Annotated in this window: 14 protein-coding genes and 1 pseudogene; 13 read left to right on the top strand and 2 right to left on the bottom strand. The window is 36.6% G+C overall.

Annotation, left to right across the window (positions count from 1 at the left end):
- Both DWZ33_RS06070 and DWZ33_RS06065 read left to right on the top strand, forming a co-directional pair.
- Complete coding sequence (locus DWZ33_RS06070) at positions 1–357, top strand: DUF4234 domain-containing protein (protein WP_118454175.1); 357 nt, start codon at positions 1–3, stop codon at positions 355–357.
- Positions 341–739 carry a DUF2752 domain-containing protein gene (locus DWZ33_RS06065; RefSeq protein ID WP_118454174.1) on the top strand — a complete coding sequence of 133 codons (399 nt, stop codon included), beginning with the start codon at positions 341–343 and terminating at the stop codon, positions 737–739. Before DWZ33_RS06070 ends, DWZ33_RS06065 begins: the two co-directional genes overlap by 17 nt.
- Before the next feature lie 51 nt (positions 740–790).
- Here the strand turns inward: DWZ33_RS06065 and DWZ33_RS06060 are convergent, their stop codons facing one another.
- Entirely contained in the window at positions 791–1453 is a 663-nt protein-coding gene (locus DWZ33_RS06060; RefSeq protein WP_118454173.1) for a site-2 protease family protein, read from the bottom strand.
- A 122-nt stretch (positions 1454–1575) separates the two neighbouring features.
- On the opposite strand from DWZ33_RS06060, the gene DWZ33_RS06055 reads away from it, so the two are divergent.
- Positions 1576–2775 (top strand): hypothetical protein, encoded by a 1200-nt coding sequence (locus tag DWZ33_RS06055; RefSeq protein WP_118454172.1) that lies wholly within the window; start codon positions 1576–1578, stop codon positions 2773–2775.
- Positions 2776–2836: 61 nt separating this feature from the next.
- On the opposite strand, the gene DWZ33_RS06050 is transcribed toward DWZ33_RS06055, so the two are convergent.
- Positions 2837–3508, bottom strand: a complete 672-nt coding sequence (locus DWZ33_RS06050; protein WP_118454171.1) for a uracil-DNA glycosylase — start codon at positions 3506–3508, stop codon at positions 2837–2839.
- Positions 3509–3702: 194 nt separating this feature from the next.
- Here DWZ33_RS06050 and DWZ33_RS06045 point away from each other — a divergent pair, with 194 nt between their 5' ends.
- The 10 genes and pseudogenes from DWZ33_RS06045 (at position 3703) to srtB (ending at position 15257) form a co-directional block, all read left to right on the top strand.
- The gene (locus DWZ33_RS06045) at positions 3703–4944 is read left to right on the top strand and encodes a bifunctional folylpolyglutamate synthase/dihydrofolate synthase (RefSeq protein WP_118454170.1); all 1242 of its coding nucleotides are present in this window, start codon (positions 3703–3705) and stop codon (positions 4942–4944) included.
- 125 nt (positions 4945–5069) lie between these two features.
- On the top strand, positions 5070–5894 hold the full coding sequence (locus tag DWZ33_RS06040) for a folate family ECF transporter S component (RefSeq protein ID WP_022937181.1): 825 nt from the start codon (positions 5070–5072) through the stop codon (positions 5892–5894).
- An 80-nt stretch (positions 5895–5974) separates the two neighbouring features.
- The gene (gene pta / locus DWZ33_RS06035) at positions 5975–6940 is read left to right on the top strand and encodes a phosphate acetyltransferase (RefSeq protein ID WP_022937180.1); all 966 of its coding nucleotides are present in this window, start codon (positions 5975–5977) and stop codon (positions 6938–6940) included.
- A 331-nt stretch (positions 6941–7271) separates the two neighbouring features.
- Positions 7272–7676 (top strand): hypothetical protein, encoded by a 405-nt coding sequence (locus tag DWZ33_RS06030; RefSeq protein WP_118454169.1) that lies wholly within the window; start codon positions 7272–7274, stop codon positions 7674–7676.
- 269 nt (positions 7677–7945) lie between these two features.
- Positions 7946–9235, top strand: a complete 1290-nt coding sequence (locus tag DWZ33_RS06025) for a helix-turn-helix domain-containing protein (RefSeq protein WP_118454168.1) — start codon at positions 7946–7948, stop codon at positions 9233–9235.
- A gap of 92 nt (positions 9236–9327) precedes the next feature.
- Positions 9328–9540 (top strand): annotated as a pseudogene (locus DWZ33_RS06020) (phosphate acyltransferase); the annotation flags it as partial.
- A 1150-nt stretch (positions 9541–10690) separates the two neighbouring features.
- Positions 10691–11821, top strand: a complete 1131-nt coding sequence (locus DWZ33_RS06015) for a glucose-1-phosphate adenylyltransferase (protein ID WP_118454167.1) — start codon at positions 10691–10693, stop codon at positions 11819–11821.
- Positions 11822–11828: 7 nt separating this feature from the next.
- A complete protein-coding gene (glgD, locus tag DWZ33_RS06010; protein ID WP_022937175.1) occupies positions 11829–12944 on the top strand; it encodes a glucose-1-phosphate adenylyltransferase subunit GlgD in 1116 nt (371 codons plus the stop codon).
- Positions 12944–14383 carry a glycogen synthase GlgA gene (gene glgA / locus DWZ33_RS06005; protein WP_022937174.1) on the top strand — a complete coding sequence of 480 codons (1440 nt, stop codon included), beginning with the start codon at positions 12944–12946 and terminating at the stop codon, positions 14381–14383. Before glgD ends, glgA begins: the two co-directional genes overlap by 1 nt.
- A 124-nt stretch (positions 14384–14507) precedes the next feature.
- A complete protein-coding gene (gene srtB / locus DWZ33_RS06000) occupies positions 14508–15257 on the top strand; it encodes a class B sortase (RefSeq protein WP_118454166.1) in 750 nt (249 codons plus the stop codon).
- Positions 15258–15510: the final 253 nt, after the last annotated feature.

The following is a 15510-nucleotide window of genomic DNA, read 5'->3' as shown; positions in this document are numbered from 1 at the left end:
ATGAATGTTAGAAAAAGAAGTGTAGGGGCAGTCCTCTGTTTAAGTATATTTACATGCGGTATATATTATATTTATCTGATTTATAAGCTTGGTGAAGAATTAAATGAAGTCAGCTGTTCCAATTCCAATAACGGCGTCATCGATGTTTTGCTGACCTTCTTTACTTGCGGCTTATATGGAATCTACTGGCACTATAAAATTGCCCGTCAGATTGAAGATATGGAATATAATCTGGGAATGCGGGTTGGTTCAATATCTATTATCTGTCTGATTTTGGCTGTTTTAATGCTGCCGCTGATTTCGATGGCAATTAATCAAAGCGAATTAAATCACGTATTGGATGAAGTCACTTACTAAACAGCTGCTGCCGATTCTGCTGATCGTAGGATGTATAGCAGTTATTGGCTGGTACTGCCCGATTCAGGAAATTACCGGTATTCCCTGTCCGGGCTGCGGCATGAGTACCGCATTCTATTATTTTGTGCAGGGCAGGTTTCAAGAAGCCTATTTCTTTAACCCAGCTTTTTATGTGCTGCTGGTATTTGCTTTAATCAGCGGTGTTGGCTGGCTTAAAAACCGACAGTTTTTACAATCAACGCTTTGGCGATGGTTATTCTGGTTGGTGATGCTGATTTGGTTTAGTATCTGGCTGCTGCGGATGATTTATATCTATCCTAACTGGCCGATGATTTATATGGAAGATAATCTGCTTCAAAGATTCATTTTGTGGATGCACTGACAAAGGGCTTTATGCCCTTTTTATTTGTAATAAAAAAAGCCGCATAGCAGCTTAAAGTCGAAGAATTGTCAGACTGATATTCTTCATAAGATTAAATAACGCGTCATTCACAAAATCTAATGGAATATTAAGAATCCCTGTATAAAGCAGTAGAATCAAGATCGGCGCAAAGTAACGTTCATAACGCATAATGCCGAAATAAAGCTGTTCAGGAAGCAGGGCATTTAAAAATTTAGAACCATCAAGCGGCGGAATCGGAATAAGGTTAAAGATACCTAAACCTAAATTATAGCTAAGCAGGAAAGGCAAAAATTCTAACAGATAATCAAAGATTGAAGTGATTATGCCGCTATGCATTGGAATCAGCCCGATACGCAGCATTTTTATAATCCCATAATAGGCAAAAATACTGATAAAGGCTAGCAGGAAATTCATCATCGGCCCTGCCATTGCTACATTTACCATACCTTGTTTTTTATTCTGGTAATAATTTGGATTCACCATCACCGGCTTTGCCCATCCGAAGTGAAACAGAAACAGCGACAGGGTGCCGAGCGGATCAAGATGACGCAGAGGATTTAATGATAAGCGGCCATTACGTCTAGGTGTTGGATCACCCAGTTTATCCGATACCCAGCCATGGGCAAACTCATGCAGTGTCAGCGCAATCAATAAAGCCGGAATGGAATAGATGAGTGTTGATAACTGATCCATATAGCTCCTCCTTAAATTCACATATCTTAATTATGGCAAAATATCTCTGCTTGTCAATGGTAAATCCCTGAATATCAATTGCCAATCGGCAGAAAAATGTGTACAATTACAACGGTGATAACGTGAAAAAATGGATCTTACTCGCGATGACATGCCTGCTTACTGCATGTTCAGCAGAGATAAAAATAGAAGAATCCGCGGTTTTAAAGGTTGCGGTAGAAAATGAGGCATATGGTGAAGGCTTAAAAGCATTATGGAATGAGACATATCCAGAAAATGCCGATGCACTTGAAATCAGTGTAATCAATGAGTATGAAATTCTTGAGGACGTACTAAGCTTTAAAGGGATTCCTTATGATGTGTTTTTAATCAAGGATGAAGATGTAGCAACAGCATTATCCCATTTATATGAAATACCTTCATCATTTCATGAGAATTTTGAAGCTGGTATCCGTGAGGACTTTGCATCAACAATCAATACGGTAAAGAATTGCTACTATCCAATGATTGCGGATGGCTTTCTTTATGCGCTGAATTTGACTGCGATTGAGGAACAGGGGCTAAAGCCTGAAGTATTTGAAAGCTTTGAATCAATGGCAGCTGCGGATGTCGATAATTTATTTTATTATTATGATAACCCGCTCTTTCTTTTGCCGCTGTTAAGCAGTGATGGTAGTTATTTCCCGGGAAAAGAAGAAGCCGTAGTTAATTTTAAAAGTGAAGCATTTCTTCACTCACTGAATGATTACATAACCATTAAAAAAAGTCTGAAGCTTGAAAGTGATCCGGCGCAGTTTGACCAATGGTTTATTTCACAGTCTTATCTAAGCGGTTTGATTGGACCTTGGATGCAGTATGAAAAAAGTGAGGAAATCAATGAGATTACTCTGCGTTTTCAAAAACTGCCGCTGATCGATGGTCAGCAGCTGAAGACGCTTGCTGTTTCCTATGGTTATAGTATTAATGCTGATACAATCTATCCCAATGCATCTTTAAAATTATTGGAATTGATGCATTCAGTTAAAGGTATGCAGCTATTGTTAGACACAACAGATTTAGTTCCGTTAATCCTTGAGGAAGAAATGGAAAATTTCAATTATTCAAAGGGACATCAGAAAGAAAAAGTAACTGCAATGAATGGTGCTATGCAGCAGGATCTTGTCGGCTTGAAAGAGAATGCCAATGTCATTGCCATGGGTATCTTTGATGAAGAAAGCGTGCGCGCGCTTATTGATCATGAGTGTATGAAGGATGCAGAGACTTGTACGGATTTATTAAGTGAGAAAAACGCCGAGTGGATCAAGGCACAGGCTGGACATTAAAATTTGTCAAATAAAAAGGAACTGAGTGAAGGCTTCCCCTCAAATCAGTTCCTTATTAATTTTAATTTTCAATCTGCCAGTCAATTTCTTTTAAACCATGTTCCTTCAAAAAGGCATTGGTCATTTTAAAATGGTTACAGCCAAAGAAGCCGTTGTATGCAGAAAATGGACTTGGATGAGCGCATTTCAATATTAGATGCTGAGGGTTGGTAATTAGTTTTTCCTTGCTTTGCGCATTGCGCCCCCAAAGCAGGAATACAACAGGATCTTCTTTATCATTAATCAGCGATATAATTTTATCCGTAAGAATTTCCCAGCCCTTACCCGCATGAGAATTTGGCTGACCACGGCGAACCGTCAAACAAGTGTTCAGCATCAGTACCCCTTGGCTTGTCCATTTAGTTAATTCACCATGCTCTGGTATGGTACAGCCAAGCTCATTTGCTAATTCTTGATAGATATTTCTTAATGAAGGCGGCGGTGTTACACCTTTTTTTACTGAAAAACAAAGCCCGTGTGCCTGATTAGGGCCATGATAGGGGTCTTGACCTAATAATAAGACATGGGTGTTTTGATAAGAGGTATAACGCAATGCATTAAAAATGTCATGCATGTTTGGATATACCGTATTATGATTATATTCTTCAACTAAAAACTTACGCAGCTGAAGATAATAGTCCTTTGAAAATTCTTCTTTTAATAATTCATCCCAGTCATTGCCGATATTTACCATAGCTGCTTCCTCACTTTTATTTCTGAATCTATTGTAGCATAAAACTGATTAAGAGCGAAGATGCAGCTTCTATTACACAGTGACTTATGATTAATATATTTGTTTTACAGTTCTTGTATGATACAATAGAGTGCGGAGTTTGTAAGGCAGCAAATAAGTTTTACGGTTCATTATGAAAGAGATGAGGATGTTTTATGCGTAAATTTCAGAGTGCTGATGAAGTCATTGAATTAATTGAGGGACGAAAAAACAACCATAAAGGATTGGTGAAGTTTTCTTCTGCGTTGCATATTCTTGATGATCCCCAGCTAAAGCTGAAATGCGTGCATATCGGCGGTACAAATGGTAAAGGCAGTACCACTGATTATCTGCGCAGTATTCTTCAGCAGGCAGGCTATCGGGTTGGAACATTCACATCCCCTTATCTTGAAGTTCATAATGATCGCATCCGAATCGATAATGAATTTATCAGTGATGATGAACTGCTGGCCTTGGCAAATGAAACAGCTGATTTATGGGAGCAATATGATTTAAGTATGTTTGAAATCGATATGCTGCTTGCCAGCTTATATTTCCTGCGCCATGATGTTGATATTGCGCTCTTTGAGGTAGGCATGGGCGGCCGTCTTGATGCTACAAATGTGGTTGATCCGCTGTTCAGTATTATTACCAGTATCGGTCTTGATCATATGCAGTATCTTGGCAATACTCACGCGCTGATTGCGAAAGAAAAGGCGGGAATTATCAAGGCTGAGAAGGATTGTATAACTGCTGAGACTAGAGAGGATTGTCTGAATGTCTTTAAACAAACATGTGATTCATTAGGATCACAATTAATCCGCTGTCAGGAAGTCATGAATTTACATGTTGATCAAGGAGTTGTTTTTGATTATCGAAATTTTAAAGGCATCAAGCTTTTGTCTAAGGCAAGTTATCAGGCAAAGAATGCTTCGCTGGCGATTGAAGCCGCGTACAAGTTAAGAAGTCTAGGTTATGAAATCAGTGATGAAATGATTACTGAAGGTTTGGCCGCTACATTCTGGAAGGGGCGCTTTGAACAAGTGCATACTCATCCGGATGTTTATATAGATGGCGCCCACAATGAGCAGGGTATTAAAGCACTTGTGGATGCCGCCAGAATTTTTCCGAAGGTCAGGATTATCTTTAGTGCCCTGAAGGATAAGAATACAAAGAGTATGATTGAACAGCTGCTGACGTTAAGCGATGATCTGACAATCTGCGAATTTGATTTTTATCGGGCACAGGATGCGGAAAAATTAGCGGAAGGGTATCCGGTTAAAATCATTAAGGATTATCGCAAGGCAATTTATGATTGTCTTGAAGGCGACGATATCGTTTTGATTACCGGCAGCCTGTATTTTATCTCGCTGGTGCGGGAAATGTTTCAAAAAATGAAAGGAGCGTCTACTCAATAGACATTCTGGCTTAGCATGTACGGGTGCATCTACACTCGGAATTAACGCCTATGGAGTACCGAAAGGTACGTTTGAAGTAGGAAGAGTTCTTCATGTGACCATGAGAGTAGCAAGTAGGTAAGTTTATGGATATGAATGCAATCATTGCACAGGTAGTAGCAGGAATTTTGATTATCTTGCTGGGTATTTTTATTTATCGTCATTTTCCTTTAAGGGCAGATGGCAAAACTATGATACTGGGAGCGTTGTTTATTATTCTCAGTTTAATTGTATCAATGTTTACAGTTCGAATTCCCCTGTTTGGAATTGATTCCCTCAGGATCGGATTCACTCAGGTAATGCTTGTTGTCGGCGGATCTTTGATTGCGCCTGGCTGGGCATTTATTATGGGAATTGTCTATGATTTATTGGGATTGCTGGTCAATCCGACATCTTTTCCATTTCTTGGTTTTACGCTGGGAAATATTCTGGTGTGTGTGATTCCTTCGCTTTGGTATCACAGCAGCAAAACGAAAAAACTAACGGATCATAATATGATGATGGCGGTGGATATAAGTCTTGTCATCTTATGTATCCTGTCAATACTATTTATTGTAGTAAATGATGAAGTGAACATTAATTCGTCTGCGGTTCCTTTTGAGTTATGGATGAAATTTACCGCTGGTTTCATTTGTATAGCGGTGTCTTCCATATTAATTCTGGTGCTACATTTTATTAAAAATAAGATGCCCCAAGCAAATCTGCATGAATTGACTAATTGGATGATGGTCGTATTGCTGATTGAGGTATGTATCCAGTTTGGCTGTACGCCGATTTGGCTGCAGGTGATGTATGGAATTCCATGGGCAGCTTCACTGTTTGTAAGAATTGTGAAAGCATGTGTCATGATTCCGCTTAATGTGTTGATCGGCTACAATATCCTGAAGGTAGTTCGCAGAATTAAGGCATAAACATTGGCTTTTCTAACAAAAAAGCCTTTTTTTATTAGGCAAACGGCGCTATAATTATACAGTGAAAGTGAGGCTGCAATATGTTAACAGAAATGATTAATAAAATTAAAGGCAAGGGGACTAAAATTGTATTCCCAGAAGGTAATGATGCCCGTGTATTAGAAGCTGCGATTCGTTTGAAGAATGATGGAATCCTGGCTCCGATCCTGCTTGGCAATATTGAGGAGATCAATGCGCTGGCTGCATCAAAGGGATGGAGTACAGACGGCCTTGAAATGATTGATATCGCTCAAGATCCACGGATGGATGAATTTGTTGCGAAAATGGTTGAATTAAGAAAAGGTAAAATGGATGAAGAAGCATGCCGTAAAGCATTATCTAAATCTAATTACTTTGGTACTATGTTAGTAAAAATGGGCTTTGCTGACGGCTTAGTTGGCGGTGCTACTTATTCTACAGCGGATACAGTTCGTCCGGCTTTACAGTTGGTTAAGACGAAACCAGGCAGTAAGCTGGTATCAAGCTGCTTCATTCTGTTTAAGGATGATCAGAAACTGGCTATGGGTGACTGTGCGATCAACATTGATCCAAGTGATGAGGATTTAGTTGAGATTGCAGTTGAAACTGCTAAGACGGCAAGAGTCTTTGGCATTGAACCTAAGGTTGGTTTATTGTCATATTCTACAAAAGGCTCTGGCAAGGGACCAGCTGTTGATAAGGTAGTCAGCGCATGTGAAAAGCTGGCAGCGATGGATTTAGATTTCGATGTTGACGGTGAATTCCAATTTGATGCGGCTGTATCACCAGTTGTAGCTGCACAGAAGGCTCCGAACTCTAAAGTTGCCGGACACTGCAATACATTTGTATTCCCTAATATTGAAGCAGGTAACATCGGATATAAGATTGCTGCTCGTTTAGGCGGATATGAGGCGGTAGGACCAATTCTGCAGGGATTAAACGCGCCAATCAACGATCTGTCACGCGGCTGTAATACTGAGGAAGTATATAAGCTGGCAATTATTACTGCGGCACAGAAATACATTTAATAGAGAATTTAAGAAACTGCTTTGGGTTTGAGGATCTGAGGCGGTTTTTTTGTTAGTACAAAAGAAAATGAATTATTTTTAAATACTTAAGAGTGAATTTAACGTTATAAGCATTAGTGCTGTAAAATTATGCTGTAATTAATATCTGATATAAGGTTTACATTGAGTATATGTGTGGGAAAAAGAGAAATTTAATTAAAAAAAAGTGTTTGTGTCGTTACATGAGCTATAGACAATATCAATAATTTCATTTATGATATCATACAAAAGATATCTTTATGATAGTGTGAGATTTATATCTAGAAGTATAATTCTCAATGAAAGGGAAAAAATGAAAAAATCAATTAAACAAATGTTCATTGCAATGTTAACTTTAGCTTTATGTGTTCAAGCCTTGCCTATCAATGCGGTCGAACTTCCTTCTGATGTACAAAATAGAGATGTTAGTAAAAAGGTGGAATATCAAGTAAACGAAAATGAATACTTCTATTATCCTGATAGTTTTTCAGAGTTAACAGATAATTCGTCCAATATAGAAAACGCGTTAACAGGAATTACTTATTATCAAAAAACCGCTTCGGTTAATTGTAAGGAGCATTATTTCTTTGATAATATAGAATACACAGAATATAAAAATGGTTTTTGGTATTCGGGTATCTTAAATCTTCAGGATATTGTAAGAACATCTGAAGGATGGCAAGCATATTACACTGGCATTTTATTTGCACGCGGTTAATTTCACGTTTAAAGTGATGAGCAGTTATAAAGGGCTTATTTAATATAGGCTCTTTCTTTATTTTTAACGTTACAAGGCAAATGGACAATTCATGAATAAATATATATAATGGCAGGCGTAAGGGAGGGAAGGGCAATGAAAAAACTGATTATTAGAGCGATGACTCTTGAATTGTGCTTGGATTTAATACCTTATCTACACACGCATAATGAGGATTGCAGCTATAATGATAAACGTTGTATCCATATTTGTATTAAACAAATGCAAATATGGAAACGATATTAACAGAATTAATTTCGTTGCCAATATTTATGAATGAGTTTGGGAAACAATTATACATTGTACGTAAACATAAAAATCTAACGCTAAGACAATTAGATGAATTAAGTGGTGTTAAGTTTGTGCGCATAGGGCGTTTTGAAAATGATAAGGAGCAGCCTACTTTAGAAATTATTAGAAAACTAGAAAATGCTTTAGGTGTAAGTTTTGAACAATTAGAAAATGTATCAAGAGAAATCAAAGAATTATATGCAAGATTTGTAGATACCTTAATTTATGATCGTAATGATTTGAATCAATATATAGAATTGATTAGTAAAAATAGGGGGATTTATTTAGTTAATAGCCATTATCCGATAATCTTATTGATATTGTATATTATAGACATTCATAAAAATAATTTGGCAGAAGCAGAAAAAATTGAAGAGGAATTAGAAAAATTATTACTAGCTAATTCTGAATACTGTCAATTATATTATGAATATAAAGGTGTTAGGTTTTACTTACAAGAGCACTATGAAGAAGCTGCCAATATTCTGACATACGCCATGACTATTGCGAATAATTATAAACAAAATACAATGATTTGCTATCACCTCAGCATGGTAAATATGAGCAGAAATATATATATTGAGGCACTAAGCTATGCTGACATGGCAAAAAAAGGATTTGTTGAATTTGCTTCATTTAAAAGAATTCTATATATTGAAGGACAGATAGGAAGCATATATTCTCAAATGCGAAGATTTGACCTTGCAATCAATAAGTATACTACATGCCTTACTGTTTGTGAAACTTTAGATGTATCCCCAACTACTAAAGCATTATTTTATAGGAATCTAAGCTGGATCCACATTAAAAGCGGGAATTATTTTCAATCGCTTGCCTATTTAGAAAAAGCTGAAATCCTTGACCCAGAAAATATATATTTAAGAATGTATAAAATTTGGTGTAATTATAAACTAGGTAGGTATAATACGGCAAGGAGTCTAACGATTCAATATAAAGCGATAGAAGAAAATAAGAGCTTCAAAAAAAGGTTTAAATTGTTTTGTGAACTAGTATATAAAGAAGGCACAATGCCGACGCTGCCTCTTTTAAAGAGTGCCATCGATGTCTATGACGAGTTTGCGGCAAAATGTAATTTTGAACTTATGAATTTTTATATTGATATAGTTATTGATTTGCTGAAACAAAGAAATGATGATAAAAGGTTAATTCAATATCTTGAGACGAAGATCAAAATCAATAATGAAATCAATCAGCAAAGGAATTATTGAAATAATAGGGAAGATTCATTTGAACATGAAAAAAAGCCTTATTTGACACGGCTGTACCATCAGTTGCAGCTGCTTAGAAGACTTCGAACTTTAAACTTGCCAGACACTGCAATACATTTGTATTCCCTAATATTGAAGCAGGTAACATCGGATATAAGATTGCTGCTCGTTTAGGCGGATATGAGGCGGTAGGACCAATTCTGCAGGGATTAAACGCGCCAATCAACGATCTGTCACGCGGCTGTAATACTGAGGAAGTATATAAGCTGGCAATTATTACTGCGGCACAGAAATACATTCAGTAGAGAATTTAAGAAACGGCTTTGGGTCTGAGGATCTGAAGCGGTTTTTTTATAAAATAATTTAGGGAATTTAGATTATAATAATCGTAATTCCCTAAAGTGAGGCGCTTTATTTAGATGTTAATCACTCAGTTATGAATTTAAAATCGTATTACTCGGTTTGTGATGTCGATAACTAAAATTGTATAAAATTATGTGTAATTGCAAAATCGGTAAATACAATACCGTGAAAAAATGATTAATCAATACAATGATATACAGAAAATAAACGGTTTTAAGAAAAGATTTAAACTTTTTAGTGAACTTGTATTTAGGATAGATATTAGACAAACTCTTGTATTGATAAAGATTTCTGTTGAATTATATGAGGAATTTTAGACTAAACGTGATTATAAACTTATGAATTTCTACATTGATTTGCTGAAACATAGAGGCAATAATAAAACATTGATTCAATATATTAAAACGAAGTTGACAAGCTTTTTGATAGAAGTTTTATGTGGCTGCACGCAGGTGATACTGTGTATTTGACTATGAAGAATATCGTATAGGGGATCGAAACGATGATATTCTTGATATATAAATTTTGAATCCGGAGAATGAACAGAAATCGTATATTCTATATTATTCAAATGATATTTTCCGTGAAAAAGCAGAAGATTTAATTGCTTATTTAAGTGAATATGATGAGAGAAGGTATTTGCATTTTCAAACAATGAGAATGGATGGGAAGAAAGATGGCAATGTATAACCTTGATGTTATTGAATACCATCTTTTTATTTTATTAAGAAGCCGTTGAATGACAAAACTTTAATATTGATGAATTAATTTATTGTTCTTTCTAGTTCTTAAAATAAAATTTTGGGCATATCTTAGAATGATCCGATATTTCTTCTTTACATATCTCATGGGAATAAAATCCTCATGAAAATTTTGGAAATTTTCTGATAAAAAGATAATAAGCCCATTAAATCAGTCGTTTTGAGAATTGAAAAAATTAGGCGTAGGAAATATTAGGATTTAATGCATTCTTTTAATTATCGCTTTTTTATGTAAGGGTTTACAAATTTTCCACTTTTGGCGTGAAAAGGGTAGAAATCTTTGCACAAATTAGCTATACTATATCTAAGAAAGATCCGGGGGGATTTAATTATGAGACAACAAAATATGTTAGCTATGATCCTGGCAGGCGGGCGTGGAACACGCTTGGAAGCTCTGACTAAGAAAGTAGCAAAGCCAGCTGTTTTCTACGGCGGTAAATATCGAATTATCGATTTCCCGTTAAGCAACTGTGCTAACTCAGGCATCGACATCGTCGGTGTACTGACGCAATATGAATCAGTTCTTCTTAATTCATATGTTGCAGGCGGAACGCACTGGGGCCTTGATGCCAAAGACAGTGGCGTATTTGTACTGCCGCCGCGTGAAAAAGATCAGACTGAATTCAATGTTTATCGAGGAACAGCTGATGCGATTACACAAAATATCGATTTTATCGATGGTTACAATCCAGAATATGTACTGATTTTATCAGGTGACCATATTTACAAGATGAATTATGCTAAAATGCTGGCTCATCATAAAGCCTGCAATGCAGATTGTACGATTGCTGTATTGCCGGTGCCGATGAAGGAAGCAAGCCGATTTGGTATCATGAATACGGATGAAACTGACCGTATTATTGAGTTTGAGGAAAAACCGGCTCAGACTAAGAGCAACCTTGCTTCAATGGGTATTTACATCTTTAATTGGAAGCTGCTTCGCAAAATGTTAGTAGCTGATGACGCAAATCCTAATTCAAAGCATGACTTTGGTAAAGATATTATTCCTACAATGCTGAATGACGGTAAACGTTTGTTTGCTTGGAGCTTCAGTGGCTATTGGAAGGATGTTGGAACGATTGACAGCCTTTGGGAAGCCAATATGGACTTGCTCAATAAAAATAATGAATTGGATCTGAATGATCCTGACTGGAAAATTTATACACAGGATTCTGCAGCGCGTCCGCATACGATCTGTGATCATGGATCAGTTTCACGAGCCTTTATTAACCAAGGCTGTGTGATTGACGGTAAAGTGAAGAATTCAGTATTATTTACAAATGTTACGGTTGAAAAAGATGCGGTTGTAAATGATGCTGTTGTATTCCCTAACGTCGAAATCGGCGAAGGGGCAGTAATTAACCGAGTTATTATTGCGGAAGGTATTAAGATTGCTGCCGGTGCCGTTGTTGGTGATCCGAAGAGCGATAAGATTGAATTAATCGCTAAAAATGTGAGGTGAGCAGGATATGTGTAACGCTTTAGGTATTGTCACCTTTCCAGGTGCTAATGTTCAGGTAAATGGTTTAGAAGAATATCGTCCGGTGGGAGCTTTCTCATTCCTGGGACGTTATCGTATGCTTGATTTCCCGATTTCTAATATGACGAATTCAGGTATTGAACAAATTCAAGTTTATTTAAAAGAAAAGCCTCGTTCTGTAATTGAACATTTAGGAACAGGCCGTCATTACAATATTAATTCAAAACGCGGTGGTTTAAGAATTTTGTATGGTGAAAACAAACCAGAATCAAGTTTCTATAATCATGATATCGCAAGCTTTAAGGCTAATTTGAGTTATATTGAAGGTGCTAATTTCCAATATGTTATTTTGGCGCCAAGCTATATGGTTTACAGCATGGATTATGATAAGCTGCTGAATGAGCATATTGAGAGCGGTGCTGATGTTACTGTTGTATATAAGAGTGTTGATAATGCTAAGACTAACTTTATCAATTGCGATACATTGAATTTGAATAAGCAAAGAGGTGTATTGTCTATTGATAAGAATCGCGGTAATTATAAAGCACGTAATATTTCAATGGAAACATATGTATTATCTAAAGAATTGTTTATTGATTTAATTCAGAAAGCTGTTAAAACCAGTTCTCTGTATTGGTTCAGAGATATTCTGAATGATGAATGTTCTGAATTGGATGTACGAGGTTATTCATTCCGTGGTTATCTGGCGGCAATTACTGATCTTACTGCTTATTATGAAGCAAATATGGAATTGATCAATATTGATACAGCAAATCAGATTTTCATGGAAGACTGGCCAATCTATACACGTACTAATGATTCTGCGCCTACTCACTATACGGATACTTCTTCTGTAATGCACGCGGTTATTTCTAATGGCTGCCGCATTGAGGGAACGGTAGAGAATAGTGTTATCGGACGCGGCTGTACAATCAAAGCGGGTGCTATTGTGAAGAACAGCGTTGTTCTGCCAGGCTGCTACATCGGTGAAGATGTTATCCTGGATAACGTTGTTGTAGATAAGAAAGCAAGAATCACACGTATGAAAGAAGTAGTAGGTATCTGCGGCTCTCCTGCGTATGTTCGGAGAGGAGATAAAATCTAATGGAAAGAATTCTGCTTGTAGCTGCTGAGGGACTGCCTTTTGTTAAGAGCGGCGGATTGGCGGATGTAATTGGTTCGCTGCCCTATGAGTTTAAGAAAAAAGGGTATGATGTTCGGGTAGTTTTACCGATGTATCGTAAAATCGCGTTGAATTGGCGCGATAAGATGACACATTTGCGTTCATATACGGTTAGTATCAATTATTCAGAAACACCGGTTAATTTGTATTATTACATCCTTGATGGTGTAACATTCTACTTTATTGAGAATGCTGGTTATTTTGAAAGAGAAGGACTGTATGGCTACATTGATGATGGTGAGCGTTTTGCTTACTATCAGAAGGCTGTTCTTGAAATGTGCAATCAGTTGGATTATTTCCCTGATATTATGCACACTCATGACTGGCATACAGGTATGATTCCTGCAATGTGCAAAGAAAATTACAATCACGATCCTAGATATCGTCATATTAAACATGTTTATACGATTCATAATCTAGCCTATCAGGGTAATTTCCCGGTTGAAATGCTGGAACCTTGTTTAGGATTAGGACATTATGTATTTGATAACGGTAATGTTCGTTTTGACGGCGGTATCAGCTTCATGAAATCAGGTATTGTTTATGCTGATAAAGTAACAACAGTATCACCATCTTATGCACAGGAAATCAAGACTCCGCAGTATGGCGAGCATCTTGAGACGGTTTTACGTTATCGTGAACCAGATCTGTGCGGTATTGTAAATGGTATCGATATTAATCTGTGGAATCCTAAAACAGACAATCTGATTGCATCTAATTATTCCCTGACAACTTATAAAAAAGGTAAGGGTAAGAATAAGACAGAATTGCAAAAGGAACTTGGTTTAACGGTTGATGAGAATGTAATGCTGATCAGTGTAGTATCACGTCTGACATGGCAAAAGGGTATTTATTTGATGATTGAACAATTATTTAATATTTGCTCACAGCCAATTCAGTTAGTTGTTCTGGGCAGCGGTGAAGCAGGCCTTGAGGAAAAACTGCGTGAAGCAGAAAATGCTAATAAGGGCAAGGTATGCTTCTATTGCGGATATAATGAGGCATTATCTCATAAAATCTATGCAGCTTCAGATTTATTCCTGATGCCGTCACTGTTTGAACCATGCGGTATTTCTCAGTTAATTTCAATGCGTTATGGTACATTGCCGCTGGTTAGAGAAACAGGCGGTCTTCGTGATACAGTACATGCTTATAATGAGTATACTCAGGAAGGTAATGGCTTCAGTTTTACGAATTATAACAGCAATGATATGATGCATGTTTTGTGGGAGGCAATTGATGTCTACTACAACCGTCCGGATATGTGGAAACAGATTGTTAAGAATGCGATGAAGACAGATGTATCTTGGTCTACATCAGCTGAATTCTATCTTGGTGTATTCCGCGAAATCGCTGGCTAAAAATGATCGATTTAAAGGGTCTCACTGAAAAGTGGGATCTTTTTGTATATTAGCTAAAGGATTGACTAAATTCATTTAACAAGTAATAATGATAATTAGATAATGAATCAGAGAGGAATGGCTCATGAAAAAGAAAATATTAATAATGTTGGAATTACTGCTGGCAGGATTGTTTATTTTCAGTGCTTATAAAATTATGGTAATGAGTCAGAAAAGCAATGATTCTGAGGCTTATTATAATGAAATCAGAAATATCCAGAATAATGAACAGATTCATGATCAAGTATCACCTGTCGAAGAAATTCCATATAAAAAAGTATTGAAGGATCTGAAGGTAAGGAATGAAGATGTTTTAGGATGGATCAAAATTGACGAAACAAAAGTAGATTATCCGTTTGCTGCCGGTATAGATAATGCTTATTATTTGAGTCACTTAATTGATAAAACGGAAAACGAATATGGTTCGATTTTTATGGATATGCGTAATAGTTCAGATTTCAGTGATCGTCACACGGTGCTTTATGGACATAATGCACTTAATGGCACGATGTTTGGCTCATTAAAAAAATATAATGATGATGCTTATTTAAAAGAACATTCTTTTATAACTATTCATCAAGAGAATCAAACGCTTGTTTATGAAATATTTGGCGCTGGAGAGATAAAGGTAACATCAGATATATATAAATTTGATTTCATTAATGATGCTGCGTTTACTGAATTTACTCAAGCATTATGCACACAGTTAAATGTTGAAGCAGAACTGGATAGTGAGGATCAGATTTTAACACTCTCAACATGTACAGACTTTAATGATTCAAAACGATTTATTGTCAGCGCAAAGCTTATTGAAGTAAAATCAAATAATAATTAAGGCATGCCTGCTGAATTCGGCATGTCTTTTTATTTGTTAAGGGATGAGCAAATGATTTGAAGATTGCTTGATTGTGAGCTATAATCAACCGTTTATGCTTATTTTGATGCTGAAAATGGAGGGATTTGAAGCTTAAATCAGCGTTTTACCGATAAAGCGGAAAATACTCAAAAAGCTGCAAATAACGGCTTTTAAACGGTATTTATAGGAAAAACATGGGAATGAAAATTTAGTATAATATAGATGTAATCAA

The organism is Dielma fastidiosa (assembly GCF_003475485.1).
GTDB classification, from domain to species: Bacteria; Bacillota_I; Bacilli_A; order Erysipelotrichales; family Erysipelotrichaceae; genus Dielma; species Dielma fastidiosa.
This window is presented reverse-complemented; position numbering and strand designations above follow the sequence as displayed.

What these genes read in the sequence shown, in the direction of transcription:
- DWZ33_RS06070 (WP_118454175.1), top strand. Translation starts at nt 1, where the DNA reads ATGAATGTTAGAAAAAGAAGTGTAGGGGCAGTCCTCTGTTTAAGTATA.
- DWZ33_RS06065 (WP_118454174.1), top strand. Translation starts at nt 341, where the DNA reads ATGAAGTCACTTACTAAACAGCTGCTGCCGATTCTGCTGATCGTAGGA.
- DWZ33_RS06060 (WP_118454173.1), bottom strand. Translation starts at nt 1,453, where the DNA reads ATGGATCAGTTATCAACACTCATCTATTCCATTCCGGCTTTATTGATT.
- DWZ33_RS06050 (WP_118454171.1), bottom strand. Translation starts at nt 3,508, where the DNA reads ATGGTAAATATCGGCAATGACTGGGATGAATTATTAAAAGAAGAATTT.
- DWZ33_RS06045 (WP_118454170.1), top strand. Translation starts at nt 3,703, where the DNA reads ATGCGTAAATTTCAGAGTGCTGATGAAGTCATTGAATTAATTGAGGGA.
- DWZ33_RS06040 (WP_022937181.1), top strand. Translation starts at nt 5,070, where the DNA reads ATGGATATGAATGCAATCATTGCACAGGTAGTAGCAGGAATTTTGATT.
- pta (WP_022937180.1), top strand. Translation starts at nt 5,975, where the DNA reads ATGTTAACAGAAATGATTAATAAAATTAAAGGCAAGGGGACTAAAATT.
- DWZ33_RS06030 (WP_118454169.1), top strand. Translation starts at nt 7,272, where the DNA reads ATGAAAAAATCAATTAAACAAATGTTCATTGCAATGTTAACTTTAGCT.
- DWZ33_RS06025 (WP_118454168.1), top strand. Translation starts at nt 7,946, where the DNA reads ATGGAAACGATATTAACAGAATTAATTTCGTTGCCAATATTTATGAAT.
- DWZ33_RS06015 (WP_118454167.1), top strand. Translation starts at nt 10,691, where the DNA reads ATGAGACAACAAAATATGTTAGCTATGATCCTGGCAGGCGGGCGTGGA.
- glgD (WP_022937175.1), top strand. Translation starts at nt 11,829, where the DNA reads ATGTGTAACGCTTTAGGTATTGTCACCTTTCCAGGTGCTAATGTTCAG.
- glgA (WP_022937174.1), top strand. Translation starts at nt 12,944, where the DNA reads ATGGAAAGAATTCTGCTTGTAGCTGCTGAGGGACTGCCTTTTGTTAAG.
- srtB (WP_118454166.1), top strand. Translation starts at nt 14,508, where the DNA reads ATGAAAAAGAAAATATTAATAATGTTGGAATTACTGCTGGCAGGATTG.